This window comes from Pacificimonas aurantium (assembly GCF_020092905.1).
Lineage (GTDB): Bacteria > Pseudomonadota > Alphaproteobacteria > Sphingomonadales > Sphingomonadaceae > Pacificimonas > Pacificimonas aurantium.
The window spans coordinates 191,142-210,968 of record NZ_JAGSGB010000003.1 but is presented as its reverse complement, the minus strand read 5'-3'; the positions used below and the strand labels follow the sequence as shown (position 1 = coordinate 210,968).

Sequence of the window (19,827 nt, the reverse complement as noted above, 5' to 3'; positions counted from 1 at the left end):
CGCGCCGAAACCCGCCGTCGCTGTCGGGGTCAGGCGAGCGCGGCGTGCCGCAGCGGGGCGCGGGCCTCCCCGCGTGAGCCGGGCTTGCGCTCGTAAAGCCGCATATCGGCGGCGTGGAGCAGCTTCGCGACCGTTTGCCCGTCTTCGGGCGAAGAGGCCGCGCCGAAGCTCGCGCCGACATGCAGGCGTCTGCCCTCATGCACGACGGGCGGGCGGATGGCGGCGGACAGTGCGGCGATCTCCGCCTCCGCCCGCGGGGCGTCCCCGGCGGGGAGGAGCAGCGCGAATTCGTCGCCGCCGATGCGCGCGATCGACAGGGCCCCGGGCGCCGCGGCGCGCATGCGCGCGGCCAGCATGATCAGCACCGCGTCGCCCGCCTGGTGGCCGTGCGTGTCGTTGACCAGCTTGAACCCGTCGAGGTCGGCCAGCACCAGCCGCAGCGCAGCGCCGCGCTCCAGTTCGGCCTCGGCCTTCGCCTCGAACGCCAGCCGGTTGTCCAGGCCGGTCAGCGCGTCGGCCTTGGCCAGCCGGTCCAGCCGCGTCTCGAGCATCAGCGCGGCCACCGTCTCGCGGAACTTCCCCATCACGACGCCCGCCTGCATCAGCGTCAGCAGCATCAGCATCAGCGCCATCGCCCGCAGCGAGGCATATTCATATGTCAGCAGCATCGCCGTCACCGGCAGCAGCGCACAGACCATGCCCGCGATCGCCGCGCGCGGGACGCTCAGAAGGCAGGTGGACGCGATGATCGCGGCAATTCCGGTAAAGACCGGCGCGGTCATGCAGTAATATTCTTCGGTCTCGCTGAAGGCGTTGATGCACCACGCCGCCGAGACGAGGCCGAGGCCGCCGGCGATCCACGCCGCGGTCCTGTGCTGGCGCCGCGCCGCCTCCGCCGTCTTCGGGCGCGGGCGGACGCGGCTGAGGACAAGGACGGTCAGGCAGGTGCAGGTCAGGATGACGGGCGGCGCGGCCTGCTGCCACCAGGGGAGGTCGCCCATGATGGCATAGGCCATGACCAGCGAATTGGCCGCGACCAAGATGCACAGGAGCGGGAGGAAGGCGTACAGCCGCTCGCTTTGCCGCAGCGCCAGCTCGTCGGCGATGGCGGGCGGCACGTCGGTGCGAAAGGGGGCGCGAAAGGGCGCACTCAGCCGGTCCGGGATCGGCGGGCGTGCGGCTGTCGTTCGTGCGGCTGCCTTTCGTCCAGCTGGCGTCCGGTCGGCTGGCGTCCGGTCGGTTCCGGTGATGCTCTCGGCTGTGGGCATGGGCACCCCTCCCATAAACGGCGCCCTGCCCCACCGGCCGGGGACCCGGGCGCGCAACTCCTCGCTCCCCCGCGATTACATCGTTCCGGGCGCGAAGTCTATTTGGCGGCGGCGGTGCCCTCGTCCCGCTGGCGGGCCAGCTTCGCCTTGCGGCGCACGGCCCACCAGCCCGCGCCCAGATAGACGAGGCCCGGCAGCAGCGCGAACAGCAGCAGCGGCGCCGCCTCGTCATAGGTCTGGCCGTTCCAGGCGCGGGCGCCGGCAAAGGCCGCCGCCAGCGCGGTCAGCAGCGCGCCGGACAGCATCAGCCGCGCGCCCGACGGCAGGTCCGGCCGGTCGAGCAGCGCGGGAACCGCGCCGCCGCCCTCCTTCAGCGCCGCGCGCAGCGTCCGCTCGCGCTGCCAGGCCGTAATGACGCCGTACAGGCCGTGAACGATGAACGTGCCCGCGCCGAAGGTGATCAGGATGGTGGCAAGTTCGTCGTTCACTTGGTGCTCCATAGATGGCGGCGGGGGACCGGTCGGGATGATCGCTGTGTTGGTTAGATAATACAGGGCTCCCGTCAAGCGAAATGGCTTGGCGGCGCCCTCCCCCCTCCGACAGGTGCGCGGCGGTGCGAGCGGTCTATGGTCCCACCGCACTGCAATCTGCGGGGGGAGATGCCAGCCATGACCGAACAGCAGCCGAAATACCGCGTGCCCTTCGTTGAGCGGACCGGCATGCGCACGCTCGCTGCCGAGGGAGGGCGCGCAAAGCTGCTCATGCCCCTGGCGGGCAACGAAAATCATGTCGGCGTTCTTTACATGGGCGCCTACACAGTCCTGGCAGAGGCAGTGGCCGCGACCCCGGGCATCACCCTCTGCGATCCCGACAGGCACTTTCCGATCATCAAGGACCTCTATGTCGACTTCAAGCGGCCGGCGACCAGCGACGTCACGGCAGACTATGCCCTTTCGGACGAGCAGCTGGCCGCGCTGGGCGCCGACCTCGAACGCAAGGGGTCGGCTGGCTATGTCGCCGAATTCCCCATCCTCGATACCGACGGTACCGAAGTGTGCGGCGCGCGCGTGACGGTGAAGCTGCTGTCGAAGAACTGGCCGCCGACCGACGGAAACCGCGCTGCATGACCGGCAGGAACGAACAAGCAGGCTTGGCCGCGGACCGGGTCGCTTCTGGCTGGCGGTGGATGCTGGCCGCTGCCGCTGCCTATAATCTTGTCATTGGCATTCCGGGGATCGCCGCGCCGGATGCCGAGCTGATGGCGCGCACCACCAGCCTGCTCGTGGCCTGTTTCGGGCTTCTCTATGCGCTCATAGCCTGGCAGCCCGCCCGTCTCGGCCCTGCGCTGTGGCCGGCGGTCGCGGGAAAGGCGGGGATCGTCGCCCTCATCCTGCCTGAGATACTGGCCGGACGCGCGCCGCCAGGCACAAGCGCGATCATCGCCGGAGACGCGCTGTTCGGGCTAGCGTTCCTGGCCTTCCTTCTCAGCCGAGCGAGGAAAAAACGAACGGTGTGACCCGGGTCACGGCGGGACGAGGAAAAGGCGCCTATCCAGAATTGCGACGCGTGCTTCGGCGTCCGCCATTCGGGCGGGCCGGCCTTCCCTGACCCCCTCGGCCGGTCCGTCCGTCTGGCGTCATTCAGTCCGCTCCGTCCAGTTCAGGGTAATGACGAAAGATGCCCTCCCCAAAGGGCAGGCAGCGTTCGCTTTTGAAATAATCCTGCAATTCCGGTAGCTTCGCGATCCGGTCGCGGTGTGCGAACAGGGGCCGGAACTCATCTTCCAGCGCCGCCATCCTTTTCGGGAAGGCATGGCACAGCCCGCTCATCAGGACATAGAAGCCCGTATCGGCATAGCTCCACGTCACTCCGCCGAACAAAAGGTCGGTACCCAGTGCCTTCTGAAAGTGAACCAGGAATTTCGGAATGCGCTCCTTGCGAAACTGTTCGGCCCGCCGCGCCGCCGCATCCTTCTGCTCGTCATAATAGGCGCTGCTTGCGATCGGATGATGCGTATCGTGCGCCTCGGCAGTGACGTCCATGATCGTCAGCATCAGCTGGTGGGTCCACAGCCGGCCTTTTCGCCCGTCGGGCGCGAGGCCATGCTCATCACCCAGAAACAGACAGATGTTCGCCGTCTGCGCGATTACCAGCTCTCCGGTATCGAGCCAGGGCGGGGCGTAGGGCGGCGTCGCGTCATAGCTGTCGCGCTTGGCCCAGACATCGGCACCTTCGTCGCGCCCGCGCTCGCGATAGGGAATTCCGCCCGCCTCCAGGGCGATACGTGCAAACTCACCGCGACCGGGAATGCCGGGCCAGTACCAGAAGTCGTAAGTCATGAACTCGAAGTCTCCGCCGATTGCCCTCCCCCCCAACGGGGCGGCGACGGCGGAGTTTCGGCAGCGGTCTTGGGAAGGGCTAATCGTCGCTGCCGCAATACCCTTTGCTAGAACAAGCCCGGCATCTCGCGCTGCGCCGCCGTCGCATCGGGTGGCAGGACCGCAGGCGGATTGAGCGTCAGCGATTGCGGGGCCCTGGCCGCAGCGGCAAGCGACCCGGTACAGGCTGCCTGACCGCCCGACAGGAACCGGCCCGCCTCGGCGATCAGCGGCTCCTGAGTTGATCCGAGCGGCGCAAAGGGGTTCTCGCCGATGGGGCAGAAGACGGGCATGGTTTCCGCCAGCCCCTCGAAATACTCGCCCTCCGCATCCGCATTTTCCACCTGGAAGGCAACAATACGCAGCCGGTCGTCGCAATCGGCGCGGTCGACGGCGATCTGGCCCACCGGTTTGCCATAGGTGTTCGCGCCGATCAGTGCGCTGTCGGCCCCGAGATAGGGCGGCATCGCATTCGCGACCATTTCGCTGGCAGACGCCGTGCGTTCATTTCCGAGGAAGGCGATGCGCGTCGGTTCGATGGACTGCATCAGCGGCAGGAAGCGGCGCACTTCGTTGCTCGAGGACTTGGAGGGCCGGAACGTGATGCGCGTGAAGACCTCGCCCGCCTTGCCGCCCCCCAGAAGGTCGCCGAACAGCTCTCCGACCGCGACGAGCCCACCGCCATTGCTGCGGACATCCACGGCCACCCGGTCGATGCCCTGTTCCTCGAACTCCGCGAACGCCTCCAGCAGCGGTGCCTCCGCCGTATCGATGAAGGTGCGCAGATGCACATAGCCAAAGCGCGACCCGTCGGCGGCGGTCAGGATCTCGCTGCCGAAGCGCGGCGAAACCGGAGGAATCTCGTAATTCTGCTTGGTCACCGCGACGACCTCCCCCGCCGCGCCGCCAGCGAGGCGCTGGGAATTGTCCAGCCGGAAATAGCGTGTCGTTCCGGGGGTCGAAGGGCCGAGAGCATCGTAGACGCCGGCAATGCCCTGATCTGCGATAATATCCGACACCTGCCGCAAGCTCGACGAGCTCCTTCCGATGGCGGTGATCAGCGTGCCCCGGTCTATGCCTGCTTCAAAGGCGGGCGCTCCCTCGAACGCGTCCGTGATGACGATGGCGTCGGAGCGCGAAAAGTCGACGCGCATGCCAAAGCCTGCGGTCTCGCCGGAGGCATAATAGGCGTTTTCTTGCTCGATCGAGGTCAGATAGGTGAAGCCGCGGTCGCGCGAGGCCGCGCGCGCCGGCGCGGTCAGGGCATCGATATAGGTTTCCAGCGTGGCGTAGTCCGCCGGATCGGCGCTTTCGTTCAGAAGCTCCGGGAACAGATACCATTCGCGCAGCTCCTCAAGCACCCAGGCCTGGCGCGAGGACAGGGAGCAGGTTCCGCCCGTGGGTGGTGTGGGCGTCGGCGTAGGAGTGGGCGTTGGTGTTTCGCTGCCCGGAGCACTGACGATGTTGGGCGACGATCCATCGCCGCCGCATGAAACGAGTGCCAGGACGGCAATGCCGACCAGGCTCGCGGATGTCCGCAACCCCATGAACTTCCCCCGAATACGCAGAAACTGTAGCGGCAATGTCGGAATGCGCGCGCAGCCTGTCAACGACAGCTTCCCGCGCAAGCCGCTCCTTCTGCCGCGTCCCGTCGCGTGGAATCCGCAGCTCGTCGCGGGGCCGCTCATCGTGCAGCCCGACCGCAACCGAGCCCGCGGCCGCTCGTTCTTCACGTCATGAAACCCCGCAAGCTTGCCGCCTACAGCGCCGTTTTCCTCCTGATCGCAGGCTGCCGGGGCGCCGACGAAGCCCCCACGGAGGATCCCGCCGGCTCGGACTCCGAGGTGGCGGGGAATGCCTCGTCCGCCCGGCCTTCCGAACCGCCCGCCGGGGGCGTCACGCCCGCCGCGCCCGAAACGGGCTACCGCGAAGAGCCGGCGCCGGGCATCGACGTAGAGAGCGCACTGACGCTGCGCGGCTGGAAGGGCATCCGCATCGGCGAACCACCAGGCGGCGCCGCGCGAGACTGGGGCTTTGCCGACAATGGCAATTATACCGATGCTTGCCGGACCTGGACCTCGACGGCGTCGCCGGGGGTCGCGCTAATGGTAGAGCGACTGGCCGGCGCCCGCACACCGGTGGTCACCCGGATCACGGCATATTCGCCCGACGCCGAGGACGTACACAGCCTGCGCGGCGTCCAGGTAGGCTCCAGCGAGCAGGCGGTGCGCGCGGCCTATCCGAAATTGGAAGAAAGCCCGCACAAATATGCCCCGCCCCCAGCGAAGGACCTGTTCTGGCGGCCCGACGGCAGCGACACCGGCCTGCGTTTCGAGATCGGCCCCGACGGACGGGTCGGCGAACTCCATGCCGGCATCGACCCGTCTCTCGGCTATGTGGAGGGCTGCTCCTAGCGCAGGACGCCGCGCTTCCGCATGGCGGCGGAGTACCAGATCAGGAACAGAGTGAAGGCCCAGATCAGCGCCGCAAACCACATCATGCCGCCCGACAGGCTTGCAGGCGGTGGATTGACGATCTGGTGCAGCGCCGACACCAGCAGCCCGGCCAGAGACAGCAGGAAGGCGGCAAGCGCCCAGCGGCTCTTCAACAGCAGCAAGACGGACCCGGCAACCGCGCCCCAGACGCCCAGTGCCCAGCCGATGTCGGCCCATACCGGCATGCCGTAGAAATAGGCCAGCTGTTCCTCGGGAAAGCCGCTCATATAGGCCTCGTTTCGAAGCTGCGTCATGACATAGTCGAATGCGCCGAAAGCGTTCCACAGCAGCGAAACGATACCGACGAACAGCAGGTGCCACGGCCGCGCCGTAGGCGGCGGGCCGGCCAGGTCTTCATTCACGGTTGCCATATGATCCTCCCCATTTTGGCGGGAGGCCTATAGCAGATATCGACCGTCCAGTCGCGCTACATCGCACTCGCGGTAGAGAGCGCGGCGGCCACCGCCCGCACGCCACGCACCATCTCCTCCAGCGTCATGGCACTGGCGCTGCTTTCTTCCAGCGTCGTTCCGGCAATGGCGGGTACATGGACGAACAGCGCCGTCGTGGCAGCGTCCTGGCGCGCGATCAGCCGAAGGGCGCGATAGTAGAGATGGTTGCAGACGAACTCCCCCGCATCGCCCGACGCGTGGTGCGCGACCCCGGCCTCGCCCAGCCGCGCTCGCAAGGCAGCGAAGTCTATGCGTTCGTTCTCGATGCGGGTTCCGGTGCCCGCCGCCGGTCCCGGAACATGACCTGCCGCATCGGCGAATTTCGGCGACATCAGGTCGCTCGCTCCGGTTTCCAGCTTCAGGCCGCGTGCCTGTGCGCTGTAGCCGGTCATCAGCAGCAGGTCGGGCGGGTCCGACAGGACCGCCAGAAGGTTCGCTTCGACGTCGGCATAGACGGTATCGAGCAGCCTGAATGCCCATCCCTCATTCGCTTCCGGGGTCTGCATTTGCAGCGCGGTCAGCAGCGCCTCGGACGGATTGCCGCGAACATGCAGGAAGTCGCGGAACGCGGTTACCGTCACGCGGGTTCGGGGTCGTAGAGAAGCGCTCACGCGTCATGAACGGAGTGGGCGCCGCCGTTGTTTCGGCAAACCCGGTTCGAAAACGGAGGCCCTATGTTCGTCGCAGCCTATTGGTGGAGAGTGCACCCCGGCAAGGAGGAGCAGTTCCGGACCGCCTGGAGGCGCGGCACCGAGCTGATCCAGGAGAGATATGGCAGCCTCGGCTCGCGCCTTCATCGCGACAAGCAGGAGCGCTTCATCGGTGTCGCGGAATGGCCGGACGAAGACACGTGGCGGGCCGCGTTCGACCAGAAGATGGTCTATGACGACCCGGACACCCGCGCGGCCTTCGTCGATGCGATCGCCGAGGCGGCGGACGAGCCGTTGCTGCTGATGGAGGTCACCGACGACCTGCTCGACCGCGACGGCGACGCAGGGCGATGAGCGTCCATATCGGCATTGGCGGCTGGACCTTCGCGCCGTGGCGTGGGACCTTTTACCCCGGCGACCTGCGGCAGAAGGACGAGCTGAACTACGCCGCAAAGCAGCTGTCGGGCATAGAGGTCAATGGCACCTTCTATCGCCGCCAGAAGCCCGAGACCTTCGAAAAGTGGCGCGGCGCGGCGCCGGCCGAAGGATTCCGCTATGCGCTGAAGGCGTCCCGTTACGCCACCAACCGCAAGAACCTCGCCGAAGCTGGCGAGGCCGCCGAAAATTTCTGCCGCCAGGGGATTGCCGAACTCGGTCCGACGCTGGGGCCGATCAACTGGCAGCTCGCGCCCACCAAACACTTCGACCGGGACGAGATCGCCGCCTTTCTGGATTTGCTACCGGACGAGGTCGACGGCCTGAAGCTGCGGCACGCGGTCGAGGCGCGCCATGAGAGCTTCGCCTGCGCCGAGTTCGTCGACCTGATGCGCGGTCGCGGTGCCGCGATCGTCATCGCCGACCATCCGGACTATCCGCAGATCGCCGACCTGACCGCCGACTTCGCCTATGTGCGCGTCATGCGCGCCGAAGAAGGTCTCGACGCCGGTTATACAGAGGGGGCGCTGGACGAATGGGTGCGGCGCGTCGACAGCTGGGCCGGGGGCCACGCCCCCGACGGCCTCGACTATGTTAAGCCGCGCGAACCGGCGGCTGACGGGCGAGACGTTTTCCTGTTCTTCATCGGCGCGGCAAAGCTCCGAAATCCTGCCGCTGCGCAGGCGCTGATATCACGCTGCTGAGAGAGCGTTCAAAGCAGGCCGAGCGCAAGCCCCACCAGCCGCGCGCCAAGCAGCAGCGTCACGGCAACGACGATCACGCCCACCACATTCGCAAACAGGCCGTTCGCATGGGCGCCGAGCCGCGCCCTCCGGTTCATCGCCCACAGGAGGAAGATGGCGATGATCGGCAGCAGCAGGCCGTTTGCCACCTGCGCCGCCAGGATCAGGTCGACCGGGCGCGTCCCGCTTGTCCCCAGCACCGCGCCCACCAGGATGACCGTCACCGCAACGCCCTTCACCCCGCGTGCGGACGCGTCGGCGCGCCAGCCGAACAGGCCTGCGACGGCATAACCGGTCGCCAGCGGCGCGGTGATGCTGCTGGTCAGGCCGGCCGCGAGCAGCCCGCCGCCCAGCAGCAGGGGCGCGAACCGCCCGGCTACCGGCTCCAGCTGCGCCGCCATCGCGGCGGCGCTGTCCGCCTCCAGGCTATAGCGAAACAGGCTGGCAGCGGCGGTGGCGACGATCATCATGGAAACGACGCCGCCCAGTCCGACCGACAGGATTGTGTCGCTGCGCGCCGCGCCCAGATCCTCAGGGCCAGACCAGCGCGCTTTCGATGCAGAGGCGTGGAGGAACAGATTGTAGGGAACGACGGTCGTGCCGATCAGCGCGAGCGCGGTCATCGTCCCCGCGGCGGGCAGCTCGGGCACGAACAGCCCGGCGGCGATCTCGCCGAAGTCCGGGCGAACGAGGATTGCCGCGCCGATGAAGGCGACTGCCATCACCAGCACGAGACCGATAAGCGCCCGTTCGATATGGCGGTAGCTGCCGGTAAGAAGCAGCAGGGCGGCAAGGACCGCGCAGCCAAGGATGATCGCGGAGTGCGCGCCATCGCCCAGACCCAGCGCCTCGGCGCCGAGAGCCGCGCCGGCCAGGTTTCCGCCCTCATAGGCGGCATTTCCCGCAAAGATCGCGAGGACGACGAGCGCTGCCAGCGGCCATTTCAGCGCCGAGGCATCGAAGTCGGCCCTCAGCGCCTCGCCCAGGCCCATCCGGCCCGCTGCGCCTAACCGCGCGGCCATTTCCTGCAGGCCCATGGTCGCAGCCGTAGCGAACAGCAGCGCCCATAACAGGGCATAGCCGAAGGAGGCGCCCGCCACCGTACATGTGGTCACGGTTCCGGGCCCGATAAACGCCGCCGCCACCAGCAGGCCGGGACCGAAGCGGATGCGCGAGCGCTGTGCCGTCATCCCAGAGCGCCCTGCACCGCCGCGCCGCCGGCCCACAGGCCCAGCAGCAGCACGGACTCCCAGCCGATCCCTGCCGGCCCCTGCCGTTCCCGTCGCAGGAGGCCCATCAGGAGGACCGCGGTCATCAGCAGAACCAGCATGAACCAGAAGATCGTCCGGCTATCTATGGCGTGATAGATCGACCCTTCCTGATAGGCCACGTCGCTCGCGGCGACGAACAGCGCGTCGAACATGTTGCCGCCAATGATCCCGCCTACCGCAAGCTGCAGCGCGCCGGCCCGCACGGCCGCGATGGTCGTGACCAGCTCGGGCAGCGAGGTGATGACCGCGGTGATCAGCGCGCCGACGACGCCTTCGGAAATTCCGGACCGCGTGGACAGCTCGATGCCCGCCTGGCCCACGGCCCAGCCGGCCACGCCGACGACTGCAGTCAGCGCGAAGAAGGCGAGACCGAGGAACAGGTTCGAATGCTTGTTCGGCGTCTCGTCCGCGTCCTCGTCGCGCGTGGCGTCGGTCTGGCGCGGCACCCACATGGGATGCCGCTTCACGCTGTGCGCGTTCTTCAGGCCGATGCCATAGGCGGCGATCAGGACGAGGGTGATGGGATGGACGCCGAAGAAGGCCACCTCGGGCAGCGACCAGGCGAGGATCGGCAGGATGGTGAGGATGATGAGGACATTGGCCTGCGCCAGGTTCACCGCGCTCGCGGCGGCATGCTCCAGGTTCACGCGGCGATAGGCGATGTCGGCGAGTGCGAGAAACATGGTCTGCGCCGCAATGCCGCCCTGCGCATTGGCAACGCTCAGATCGGGGGCGCCGCCCGCCGCGGTGGAGATCGAGGTGACGATGCCCGACATCGACGTCCCCGCCCCCAGAAGCACGGATCCGATCAGCGCCTCGCCGAGTCCGGTCCGGTCGGCAATGGTATCCGCCATGCGCGCAAGCCGGGTTCCCACATAGGCAATCAGCAGCGCGGCTGCTCCCAGCAGGCCGGCGAGCGCCGGCGTGCCGAACTGGGAAATGTCAGGCACCCGGACGCCAGGCGGCGGGGGCGAGGATGAAGCCCTCGAAGTCGAAGGCGGGCGACACGATGCAGCTGACTAGGCTCCAGCCGCCGTCGGGCCGCGCCGCCTCCCAGCTTTGCGCCGGAACCAGAACTTGCGGCCGCTGTCCGGCCGTCAGGTCCGCGCCGAGCACATGGTCTCGCGCCGGCCCCTCGTCGGTTTCCGCCAAACTCAGGACCAGCGGCGCGCCCGCATGCCACAGCCACATTTCGTCGGCATCGACGCGGTGCCAATGCGAGCGCTCGTCACCGGGCAGCAGATAGTAGATGCCGGTCGCGGTTCCGCGGCCACCCTCGTCCGACTCGCGCCGCCAGGTCTCGCGGTACCAGCCTCCCTCGGGATGCCGTTCCAGGCCGAGCGTTTCGATGATGGTGCGCGCGTCGGTCATGCCTCCGCAATGGCTTCCCAGTCCACGGCCGCTTTGTCGAGGGCCTGCGGTGCAGGCGGCATGGGATATTTCAGGCCCGTTGCGCAGTTGAACAGCACCGCACGGTCCTGCTTGCCCACCTTGCCTTCATCGAGCGCGCGCGCCCAGGCCGCTGCCGTCGCTGCGCCTTCGGGGCACAGGAGCAGGCCGTCCTCCTTCGCAATGCGGTCGCGTACCGCCATGATCTCGGCATCGTCCACGGCCATGGCGAACCCGCCGCTGTCCCTCACCGCGTCGAGAATCAGGAAGTCGCCCACTGCGGCAGGAACGCGGATGCCGGCAGCCTCCGTATGCGCATCCTGCCACGGCTCGGCGGTGCGCTCGCCGCGCTCATAGGCGCGCACAATCGGTGCGCAGCCCGACGCCTGGACCGCGATCATGCGGGGGCGCTCTGACCCGATCCAGCCTATCCGCTCCAGCTCGTCGAAGGCCTTCCACATGCCGATCAGGCCGGTGCCGCCTCCGGTCGGGTAGAAGATCGCATCAGGGACCTGCCAGCCCAGCTGCCACAAGAGCTCCAGGCCCATCGTCTTCTTGCCTTCGATCCGGTAGGGCTCCTTCAGCGTCGACATGTCGAACCAGCCCATGCGCTTGCGGCCCTCCCCGACGATTTTGCCGCAATCGTTGATCAGGCCGTTTACGCGCCAGACCTTCGCGCCCTGCAGCGCAATCTCGCGGACGTTCACCTCGGGCGTGTCGGCCGGGCAGAAGACATAGGTCTCCATCCCCGCCGCGCTGCCATAGGCGGCAAGCGCCGCGCCGGCATTGCCGTTCGTCGGCATGGCGATCCGCCCGATGCCCAGTTCCTTCGCCATGGAGACGGCCATGCCGAGGCCGCGCGCCTTGAAGCTTCCCGTCGGCAGCCGCCCTTCGTCCTTGACCACAGGCGCACGCGCGCCGTGAGCGCTGCCAAAACGTGGCAGGTCGATAAGCGGCGTCGCCGCCTCGCCCAGGCTGACCACATTCTCGGCGCGGCTGACCGGCAGCAATTCGCGCCAGGCCCACATGCCGCCGCCCCGCGCCGCCACCGTCTCCTTGGTCAGGGCAGCCGCCGCTCCCTCGAGATCGTAGCGGACGAGATAGGGCTTTCCGGCGGGCGACAGCTGCTGCGGGACGCCCGCCTCGGCGCGCTCGCCGGTCCAAGAACATTCAAGGTGCGAAACGAAATTCGGTATATTTTGCGCTGTCATGACGTCGCCTTACCGGTCCAGCGACACAGCGTCACGTTGCAATGGCCGAAAACTAGCGTGGAAAACGTGGATTTCCGCCAGTTTCCGCATTGACCATAGGCGAATCCCGCGCTCTAGTCGCGCCAGTGAAACCAGCGGTGAGACCCACTCCTCCGGCACCGCGACAAAAGGGAGTTACCCATGGCCAAATCGACCAACGCGCTGCAGCAGCCGATGAACCTGTCGCCCGAACTCAGCGCGGTTACCGGCAAATCCACGATGACCCGCGCCGAGGTCGTCAGCGCCATGTGGGACTATATCAAGAAGCACGACCTTCAGAACCCCGAAAATAAACGGGAAATCATGTCCGACGGCCTGCTGAAGCCGGTCTTCGGCAAGGACAAGGTCACCATGTTCGAAATGAACAAGCTGATCTCGCCGCACATGACGAAGGCCTGAGCGGCCGTACGACTTGGTGACCGGCGGGGCCCCCGTGCCCTGCCGCCGCCTCCCGCGCGTCCGGAGCTGCGCCTCTGGTCCCGCCTATCCGATCACAGAGCGGAAAGATGAACCGCGCCCCTGCGGCGGGTTCATGACCCGTTCAATGCGCCCTCGCTACATTTGTCGCAAGATGTACGAGGGAGGCGCAAACTCATGAAAATCCTGATGAAGGCCGGGCTGACCGCCGCTGCTGCCCTCGCGTTGGGCGCCTGCTCGATGGGCGACTATGACGGTTATGGCAGCGCGTCGGTGCACTATGGCTCCAGCTATCCCGGCGGCTATTACGAACCCTGGCGGGACGATTATGGCTATGGCTATGGCTACCGCTCGGCAGTTCGCTACGGCATCCCGGTCTATTATGGCTGGTACGACGACTTCTATTATCCGGGCTACGGCATCTACGTCTACGACCGGCGCGGGAGCCGCTATCACTGGCGTCCGCATCACCAGCGCTACTGGCAGGCGCGGCACGACCGCTTCCGGCGCTGGCGGCACGAGCATCCGCGCGTAGATTTGGGGCGGATCGACCGGCGCATCGCCCGCCTCGAGCAGCGAGACAGCCGCTACGGCGACACGCGCCGCGAGCGCTACGACCGCGACCGTTACGGCCGAGATAACCGGGACCGTTACGACCGCGATGATCGTGACCGCTACGAGCGCGATCGCAGAGACGAGCGACGTGTCCGCGCCGACCGCACGGACCGGTCTGATGACCGCGAGCGGGCAGACCGCCGCCGCGCCGCAGAGGCCGGCGACCGGACGCGCAGGCAGCACAGCGAGCGCGCCGCCCAGCAGCAGGCTGCACAGCAACGGGCTGCACAGCAGAGGGCAGCCCAGCAGCAGAGGGCAGCCCAGCAGCAGAGGGCAGCCCAGCAGCAAAGAGCGGCTCAGCAGCGCGCCGCGCAGGCCCGGCAGGAGGCCGCGCGTGCGGCAGTGAGGAATGAGCGCCGCGATGCACGTCGCGCGTCCTCGTCCGGCTCCCGCGACCGGAGAGAGCCGCGCAACCGGCACGAAGTCCCGGACTGATAGCCGGCCCGGCGCCGGCCTGCACTCGCGAGCAGCCTGATCGCACAGCGGTGACCGGCGCCGCCGCACCCCGTTTCGACGAACGGTAAAGCCCCTTAGACGAGCGGCTGGGGGACCGGCTAGGCTATGCTACAAACGTAGCCTAACCAGTCTGCATGAACATTAAGCCCTTGATTTTGGCCGGGACGGGGATGCTGTCCCTGTGGTCCGGCGCCGCCTTCGCACAGGAGGTTTCGCCGCCGCCGCCCACCCCGGATGCAACCTCCGTACCCTCACCTGACGCGACTGCCCCCGATCCGCTGCAAGCGGACGGGCGCCGCACCTTCACGCCGGCCGACTTCGTGCAGTTCGCGCCGCGTACGGCGCTCGACATGGTACGCCGCATTCCCGGCTTCTCGATCGACCAGGTGGAAAGCCGGCGCGGCCTCGGCCAGGCCACCAGCAACGTACTCATCAATGGCGAGCGCATCTCCGGCAAGTCGAACGGTCCGGTGGACGCGCTCAGCCGCATCCCGGCCGGCAATGTGATCCGGCTGGAGATCGTCGACGGTGCCAGCCTCGACGTGCCCGGCCTGTCGGGACAGGTGCTGAACGCGGTCACCCGCGCGGGCCGGGTCAGCGGCCAGTGGCGCTGGTCGCCGCAATTCCGCACCAGCGGTACGCAGGCGCGCCTCGGCTCCGCCGAAATTTCCGTCGCAGGCGGCGGGGCAAAGACCGACTGGACCCTCAGCCTGGAAAATCAGGCCAACCGCAGCGGCAATGCCGGCACCGAATATGTCACGACCGGAAGCGGCGTCCTTATCGACACGCGCGAGGAAAAGGGCACCTATTACGGCGACCGTCCCATCCTGTCGGGGGCCTATACCTACCGCGCCGACAACGGAAACATCCTCAATCTCAACGCCGAGGGGCAGCTTTACTGGTTTCGCGGCGACGAGATCTCGCTGCGCAGCGGCAGTATCGACGTCGACCGGACGCGCAGCTTTTTCGAGCGCGAGGAGGAGTATAATTACGAACTCGGCGGCGACTATGAGTTCGCGCTGCTAGGCGGCCGCCTGAAGCTGATCGGGCTCAGGCGCTATGAGAACAGCAAGTTCAGGTTCGGGCTCGACCAGCTGTTCGCGGACGGCAGCCCTCCCGACGGCGAACGCTACCGCCAGCAAGCGAACGAGGCCGAGACGATCGCGCGCGCGGAATATAGCTGGACCGGACTGGGAGGGGAGTTCCAGCTCTCGGCGGAAGCGGCGAAGAACATCCTCGACATAGAGAGCGATCTGGAGCGCCTCGACGGCGACGGTGTCTACGTCCCTGTCGCTCTCGACGGCAGCGACGACCGGGTCGAAGAAGAGCGCGGCGAAACCCTGCTCAGCCATAGCCGCGCCCTTTCGCCCGCGTTCCAGATCCAGGCTGTGGGCGGCGTCGAATATTCCCGGCTCAGCCAGGTCGGCGCGGGCGGACAGGTCCGCACCTTCTGGCGACCGAAGGGATCGGTCTCGCTCGACTGGGACGCCGGGCCGCGGCTCGATCTCTCCGCGAAGCTGGAGCGCAAGGTCGGCCAGCTCGACTTTTACGACTTCATCGCCGGGGTGAACATCAATGACGACCGCGAGGATGTGACCAACGCGAACCTCGTACCGCCGCAAAGCTGGCTCCTCGAAGTCGAGGGCACGCGCGATCTCGGCGCCTTCGGCTCCGTCACCCTCTCGCTGTTCGGCGAGGCCATCGAGGACATTGTCGACCAGATTCCCATCGACGGCGGCGGCGAGGCGCCGGGCAATGCCGGGAAGGCCACCCGCTACGGCGTGGAACTCGACGGCACCTTCCTGTCAGAACCGCTTGGCTGGCCGGGGACGCGGCTCGAACTCTATCTCAATTTCCGCGAGACGGACGTCGACGATCCGCTGACCGGCCTCGGCCGTCCCATCTCGGACGAGCTTCAGACCGATGTGGAAGTCAGTCTGCGTCACGACTTCGCAGGCAGCGACTGGGCCGTCGGCGGGGGCGTCTATTACGAGCAATATTCGCCCTATGAACGGCTGACCGAGCGCAGCATCTTCACGAACGCGCCCTTCCCGGAATTCTTCATAGAGAACAAGGATGTGATGGGCCTCACGCTGCGCGGCACCGTCGGCAATGCCTTCGACCTGGAGGAAAACGCCTTCCGGACCATCTACGCCGACAAGGAGGCCGGCCTCATCGACAGGAGAGAGGACCGCTACCGCACCTTCGGGACGGTCTTCACGCTGACTATCGAGGGCAGCTTCTAGCCGCCCTTCACGTCCTCCAGCGGCATGTTTCAGGCGGGCGCGGCGACCTTGCCCATGCGCATCGCCCGCAGGATCAGGAACAGGAGCAGCCCCGCCGGACCCGCCATGAAGGTCAGCAGCAGGCAGGGAATGACCGCCCAATGGGTCAGACCCCGCCGCTGCGCCTCGCGTACTTCCCAGGCGCCGACGAACAGGTCGAAGGCCAGATAATGAAACCACCCGGCCGTGAAGGCGATGTCGGTCGACAGCAGTGCCCTCACCTCGGCGATGGAGCCGAACCCGCCGCCGCCGCCCGGTTCGGTGGCCACGCTGCAAGACAGGAGAATGACGTAGGCCGCTGCCAGCAGGGCCGGGCCGGCCAGCCCCGCGATCCACTGCGTCCCCTGCCAGCGCGGCAGCAGGATCAGCACCGCCCAGGCGAACAGGGCGCCCAGGTTGCCCGCCTGGAATATCAGGTCCGCGTTCATCCTGCCCTCCCGCTGCTACGTCCGGCCCGCAGGACCTCCTGCACGGCCGCAGCGCTCATCCTAACGCGTCTGGCCCCTCGTGTTCATCAGGTTTCGCGCAACGACCATACGGTGCACCTCACTCGGCCCGTCATAGATGCGCATGTTGCGGATTTTCCCTGCCAGCATCTGCAGCGGCAACTCCTTCGTCACCCCCATGGCGCCGTGGACCTGCATCGCCTGGTCGATGATCTCCTGCGCCATCTCGGTCGCGAAGACCTTCAGCATGGAAATCTCGGTCCGCACGTCCCTGCCCTCGTCCAGTTTCCACGCACAGTCATAGGCCATCAGCCGCGCGGCGTGGATCTTCGTGGCGCCGTCGGCCACCCACCATTGCACGGCCTGCTTCTGCGCCAGCGTTTCGCCGAAGACGGTTCGCTGCGGCGCATAGTCGGTCATCATGTCGAGCGCGCGCTGCGCCGCTCCGATGGACCATGCCGCCATCTCCATGCGGCGCGTGCCGAGCCGCACCTGCATCGGCGCGAATCCGCCGCCTTCCTCGCCCAGCAGCTTCCAGCCCGGGACCCGGCAGTCCTCCAGCGTCACTTCATAGGTATATTCGCCGCCCAGCATGGGGATGCGGCGAAGGACGTTGAAGCCCGGCGCATCGCGGTCGACCAGGAAGGCGGACATTGCCCGCGTCTCGGGATCGGTGACCGCCATCAATATGGTGAAGTCTGCCTCGGCGGCGCGCGTGATCCAGATCTTGCGGCCGTTGATCACCCACTCGTCCGCCGCTTCGTCATAGACGGCCTTGGTCTTCATGCCGCGCGGATCGGCGCCAGCGCCGGGCTCTGAAATGCCGATGGCGGAGACCGTTTCGCCGCGAGCATAGGGCTGCAGATAGGCCTCGACCTGCTGTCCCTTTGCCGTTGCGACCAGCATCCGCAGATTGGGACTGTCGGGCGGCAGGTGATACTGGATCGCGCTCGATCCCATCGCCTCGTTGACGGCGACCAGCGCGACATAGGGCAGCGCCATGCCGCCCACCTCCTCCGGCGCGTCGAGCGACCAGAGGCCCATCTCTTGCGAGACCTTGTCGAGCCGCTCCTTTTCCTCGGCGGTCAAATAGGATCCCTGGCCCTCCGCATCGCGCTCCAGCACAGCCGCTTCCAGGGGATATAGATGCTCGCGCACGAACCGCTGCGCGAGGTCGGCGAGCATCCGGTGCTCTTCGGCAAGTTCGAATTCCATACCGCCAGCCTATCAGGCACGGCGGAGCCGGCCCGCCTATTCGATACGGTAGTCGATGGGTTTGTAGGTGAAGTTGTTCGACTGACCCGCGGAGCAGGCCGTGAGCCCCACGATCAGGTCCATCTTCGCCTCTATGGTGAAGGTGTCGCCCGGCTTCGACAGCGGCGGATCCACGCGGATCTCGCCGGTCTTTCCGTCGACGGGTACGTTCATGAACACGTTGAACGCGACCGGAATCTGGTCCGGCTGGATGCCATAGGGCTCAAGCGCCGCCGCCAGGTTTCCGAAGCAGCCGCGATGCGGTTCGTCCTCGCCGTACAGCTTCCTGAACATCTCCGCCGAACAGGGCGTCAGCAGGAAATCGTGCCGGCCGACATCGTCGTGGACGATCTCGAACATCACGCTCGACCGGTTGGAATAGATCAGGTCCCCGGTGGTGAAGAACAGTTTGGAAGCATAGTCGATCGTGCGGCCGTTGGAGATCGCCTCGCGCGGGTCGGCTGCGGAAAAGGCGGCAAGGTCGGCGACCTGCTCGCCTTCGGGATCGATCACCGTCAGTCGCTGCCCCTTTTCCAGCGCGAAGGCCGTCCCCGATCTCGGGGGGATGCGGTACGTCATGATGGGGCGTTCGAAGGCAAGAGCCGCGGTTTGAACGGACATGTCCACTCATCTCCTACTTGGCGGCCGGAATATTGCCGCGCTTCCGACTCCTCCCCGAAGGTGCTGAGCATCGGATTGACCGAGCCGCTCCAGGCTTCGTCCCGTTCCAGGATCGTTGTCCTCAGCTTGATGTAACGGCCCTGTTCACGAAGCTGCTCGAACTGGTCGTGCAGGTTGAACACCAGGGTCGGGTAACGGAAACGGCGGGCGCGGCGGCTGGACGCCGAATGCAGCCCCACCACGAAGAAGGCCGAGCCGCCGATGGACAGGCCGAAATGCGGGCTGTTCGGATCGGGATCGACCGCCCTGTCCCACTTCGCGCCGAGCCAGATATCCTTTTCGTGCAAGGACTGGCAGCGCTTCCACAGCGCCGCTTCGAACTCTTCTTCCTCCAGCGCGAGCGGCCGGGCGAAGATCGCCACGAAGCTGCGGAACAGCGTGGGTTTCTGGCGATACCGGGCACCGAACTGCGCCAACGCCTGCCGCAGCGGAAGGTCGTTCCACGCCGAGCGGATATCGCGCCCGAAGAAATAATCGATCTGGCCCTTGCCGAGCGCGCTTTTGGCGCCGACGCAGGGAAACTCCCTCCGCTTCAGGAAGCGTTCGAACTGGGTCTGGAGAAAATCCTGCCTGGGCATCAGGACTTCCGCGCTGCAATATACATAGGTATATTATTGTTATTTATGAAGAAACACATTGTTCGCGTCCAACCTTCGGAGGCGGCTTTGGTTCCTGCAAAATCGTTTGACCCTGAACCTTTCGGCGGGTCTGCGCGGTCAGGCCGAGGCGCGTACCCTGCCCTTGGCCTGCCAGGCCACGAGCGGAAGCTGCCGCTGGACCTTCTCCAGCGTCATGTCGCCGCTGCGGAATCCGGCTTGCCGCAATAGCGCCTCGGTGTCTCGGTTCAGCTGGCATCCGCCGAAGGCTGCCGCCCAAGGCTTGACGAGCCGGTCCTGCCAGCGCGCGAGCTTCCGCTCCGGGGCGCGCACATGTTCGGCATAGAGGAGAAGGCCGTCCTCCTTCAGTACGCGGCGCACCTCCGCCAGCACCGGGGCCACGTCGGGGACTGTGCACAAGGTATAGGTCAGGACGACCGTATCCACGCTGTCGTCGGGAAGCGGGATCGCCTCCCCTCCTGCGGCCAGCGTTTCGAAGGGGATAGTGCAATCGCTCGCGGCCTTATGCGCCAGCTTCAGGCTCGTCTCGCACGGATCGAGGCCGATCAACCTCGTCACCCGGCGCGGGTCGTAGAATTTCAGGTTCAGGCCCGTCCCGATGCCGATGTCGAGAACCACGCCTTCGGCGGCCGGCAGGATGTCCGCCCGCTGTTCGCTGAATTCGGTCGTGCCGCAGGCAACGTCGATCAGCCGCGGCAGCACATGCTTGCCATAAAGCCCCATGG

At 66.8% G+C, this 19,827-nt stretch carries 23 protein-coding genes; 8 read left to right on the top strand and 15 right to left on the bottom strand.

The annotated features are described in order from the left end of the window. Positions 1-29: 29 nt before the first annotated feature. Positions 30-1,268, bottom strand: a complete 1,239-nt coding sequence (locus KCN53_RS14120) for a GGDEF domain-containing protein (RefSeq protein WP_172406320.1) — start codon at positions 1,266-1,268, stop codon at positions 30-32. A gap of 98 nt (positions 1,269-1,366) precedes the next feature. Then, positions 1,367-1,756, bottom strand: a complete 390-nt coding sequence (locus KCN53_RS14115; RefSeq protein WP_088713585.1) for a hypothetical protein — start codon at positions 1,754-1,756, stop codon at positions 1,367-1,369. 180 nt (positions 1,757-1,936) lie between these two features. Here KCN53_RS14115 and KCN53_RS14110 point away from each other — a divergent pair, with 180 nt between their 5' ends. Both KCN53_RS14110 and KCN53_RS14105 read left to right on the top strand, forming a co-directional pair. After that, complete coding sequence (locus KCN53_RS14110) at positions 1,937-2,395, top strand: PaaI family thioesterase (RefSeq protein WP_172406321.1); 459 nt, start codon at positions 1,937-1,939, stop codon at positions 2,393-2,395. After that, entirely contained in the window at positions 2,392-2,784 is a 393-nt protein-coding gene (locus tag KCN53_RS14105; RefSeq protein ID WP_088713587.1) for a hypothetical protein, read from the top strand. The genes KCN53_RS14110 and KCN53_RS14105 overlap by 4 nt, the downstream gene beginning before the upstream one ends. A 124-nt stretch (positions 2,785-2,908) precedes the next feature. Here KCN53_RS14105 and KCN53_RS14100 read toward each other — a convergent pair whose 3' ends face one another. Further along, positions 2,909-3,607 carry a glutathione S-transferase gene (locus tag KCN53_RS14100; protein WP_088713588.1) on the bottom strand — a complete coding sequence of 233 codons (699 nt, stop codon included), beginning with the start codon at positions 3,605-3,607 and terminating at the stop codon, positions 2,909-2,911. Positions 3,608-3,714: 107 nt separating this feature from the next. After that, positions 3,715-5,193 carry a S41 family peptidase gene (locus KCN53_RS14095; RefSeq protein WP_088713589.1) on the bottom strand — a complete coding sequence of 493 codons (1,479 nt, stop codon included), beginning with the start codon at positions 5,191-5,193 and terminating at the stop codon, positions 3,715-3,717. Between the two features lie 189 nt (positions 5,194-5,382). Here KCN53_RS14095 and KCN53_RS14090 point away from each other — a divergent pair, with 189 nt between their 5' ends. Continuing rightward, positions 5,383-6,060 (top strand): hypothetical protein, encoded by a 678-nt coding sequence (locus KCN53_RS14090; RefSeq protein ID WP_088713590.1) that lies wholly within the window; start codon positions 5,383-5,385, stop codon positions 6,058-6,060. Here KCN53_RS14090 and KCN53_RS14085 read toward each other — a convergent pair. Continuing rightward, positions 6,057-6,512, bottom strand: a complete 456-nt coding sequence (locus tag KCN53_RS14085) for a hypothetical protein (protein ID WP_088713591.1) — start codon at positions 6,510-6,512, stop codon at positions 6,057-6,059. The two genes, KCN53_RS14090 and KCN53_RS14085, sit on opposite strands and share 4 nt — an antisense overlap. 56 nt (positions 6,513-6,568) lie before the next feature. Then, positions 6,569-7,174 carry a pyroglutamyl-peptidase I family protein gene (locus KCN53_RS14080; RefSeq protein ID WP_172406322.1) on the bottom strand — a complete coding sequence of 202 codons (606 nt, stop codon included), beginning with the start codon at positions 7,172-7,174 and terminating at the stop codon, positions 6,569-6,571. Positions 7,175-7,267: 93 nt separating this feature from the next. Between KCN53_RS14080 and KCN53_RS14075 the strand changes: the two genes are divergently transcribed. Together KCN53_RS14075 and KCN53_RS14070 are read left to right on the top strand one after the other, a co-directional pair. Then, positions 7,268-7,597 (top strand): antibiotic biosynthesis monooxygenase family protein, encoded by a 330-nt coding sequence (locus KCN53_RS14075; RefSeq protein WP_088713593.1) that lies wholly within the window; start codon positions 7,268-7,270, stop codon positions 7,595-7,597. Continuing rightward, entirely contained in the window at positions 7,594-8,382 is a 789-nt protein-coding gene (locus tag KCN53_RS14070) for a DUF72 domain-containing protein (RefSeq protein WP_088713594.1), read from the top strand. The genes KCN53_RS14075 and KCN53_RS14070 overlap by 4 nt, the downstream gene beginning before the upstream one ends. Positions 8,383-8,390: 8 nt before the next feature. On the opposite strand, the gene KCN53_RS14065 is transcribed toward KCN53_RS14070, so the two are convergent. From KCN53_RS14065 to KCN53_RS14050, 4 genes are read right to left on the bottom strand one after another with little or no spacing between them, the layout of a single operon-like run. Then, a complete protein-coding gene (locus KCN53_RS14065; RefSeq protein ID WP_088713595.1) occupies positions 8,391-9,611 on the bottom strand; it encodes an Nramp family divalent metal transporter in 1,221 nt (406 codons plus the stop codon). Next, positions 9,608-10,642: a sodium:calcium antiporter gene (locus KCN53_RS14060; protein WP_224199748.1), complete on the bottom strand. Its 1,035-nt coding sequence runs from the start codon at positions 10,640-10,642 to the stop codon at positions 9,608-9,610. Before KCN53_RS14060 ends, KCN53_RS14065 begins: the two co-directional genes overlap by 4 nt. Next, entirely contained in the window at positions 10,635-11,063 is a 429-nt protein-coding gene (locus tag KCN53_RS14055) for a cupin domain-containing protein (protein ID WP_088713596.1), read from the bottom strand. Before KCN53_RS14055 ends, KCN53_RS14060 begins: the two co-directional genes overlap by 8 nt. Beyond that, a complete protein-coding gene (locus KCN53_RS14050) occupies positions 11,060-12,292 on the bottom strand; it encodes a threonine synthase (RefSeq protein ID WP_088713597.1) in 1,233 nt (410 codons plus the stop codon). The genes KCN53_RS14055 and KCN53_RS14050 overlap by 4 nt, the downstream gene beginning before the upstream one ends. 180 nt (positions 12,293-12,472) lie before the next feature. Here KCN53_RS14050 and KCN53_RS14045 point away from each other — a divergent pair, with 180 nt between their 5' ends. The 3 genes from KCN53_RS14045 to KCN53_RS14035 all read left to right on the top strand — a co-directional run bounded on the left by KCN53_RS14045 (position 12,473) and on the right by KCN53_RS14035 (position 16,065). Further along, the gene (locus KCN53_RS14045) at positions 12,473-12,730 is read left to right on the top strand and encodes an SWIB/MDM2 domain-containing protein (protein WP_088713598.1); all 258 of its coding nucleotides are present in this window, start codon (positions 12,473-12,475) and stop codon (positions 12,728-12,730) included. Between the two features lie 195 nt (positions 12,731-12,925). Then, positions 12,926-13,798, top strand: coding sequence for a hypothetical protein (locus KCN53_RS14040; RefSeq protein ID WP_088713599.1), 873 nt, complete (start codon positions 12,926-12,928; stop codon positions 13,796-13,798). A gap of 155 nt (positions 13,799-13,953) precedes the next feature. Further along, positions 13,954-16,065 (top strand): TonB-dependent receptor plug domain-containing protein, encoded by a 2,112-nt coding sequence (locus KCN53_RS14035; RefSeq protein WP_143712283.1) that lies wholly within the window; start codon positions 13,954-13,956, stop codon positions 16,063-16,065. A gap of 29 nt (positions 16,066-16,094) precedes the next feature. Here KCN53_RS14035 and KCN53_RS14030 read toward each other — a convergent pair whose 3' ends face one another. The 5 genes from KCN53_RS14030 to KCN53_RS14010 form a co-directional block, all read right to left on the bottom strand. Then, a complete protein-coding gene (locus KCN53_RS14030) occupies positions 16,095-16,532 on the bottom strand; it encodes an ABA4-like family protein (protein WP_088713601.1) in 438 nt (145 codons plus the stop codon). 60 nt (positions 16,533-16,592) lie between these two features. Further along, on the bottom strand, positions 16,593-17,765 hold the full coding sequence (locus tag KCN53_RS14025) for an acyl-CoA dehydrogenase family protein (RefSeq protein WP_088713602.1): 1,173 nt from the start codon (positions 17,763-17,765) through the stop codon (positions 16,593-16,595). Positions 17,766-17,801: 36 nt separating this feature from the next. Then, a complete protein-coding gene (locus KCN53_RS14020) occupies positions 17,802-18,425 on the bottom strand; it encodes a DUF1989 domain-containing protein (protein WP_224199746.1) in 624 nt (207 codons plus the stop codon). Beyond that, positions 18,380-19,063 carry a guanitoxin biosynthesis heme-dependent pre-guanitoxin N-hydroxylase GntA gene (gntA, locus tag KCN53_RS14015; protein ID WP_088713603.1) on the bottom strand — a complete coding sequence of 228 codons (684 nt, stop codon included), beginning with the start codon at positions 19,061-19,063 and terminating at the stop codon, positions 18,380-18,382. The genes KCN53_RS14020 and gntA overlap by 46 nt, the downstream gene beginning before the upstream one ends. Before the next feature lie 138 nt (positions 19,064-19,201). Beyond that, a complete protein-coding gene (locus KCN53_RS14010) occupies positions 19,202-19,825 on the bottom strand; it encodes a class I SAM-dependent methyltransferase (protein ID WP_088713604.1) in 624 nt (207 codons plus the stop codon). Positions 19,826-19,827 lie beyond the last annotated feature (2 nt).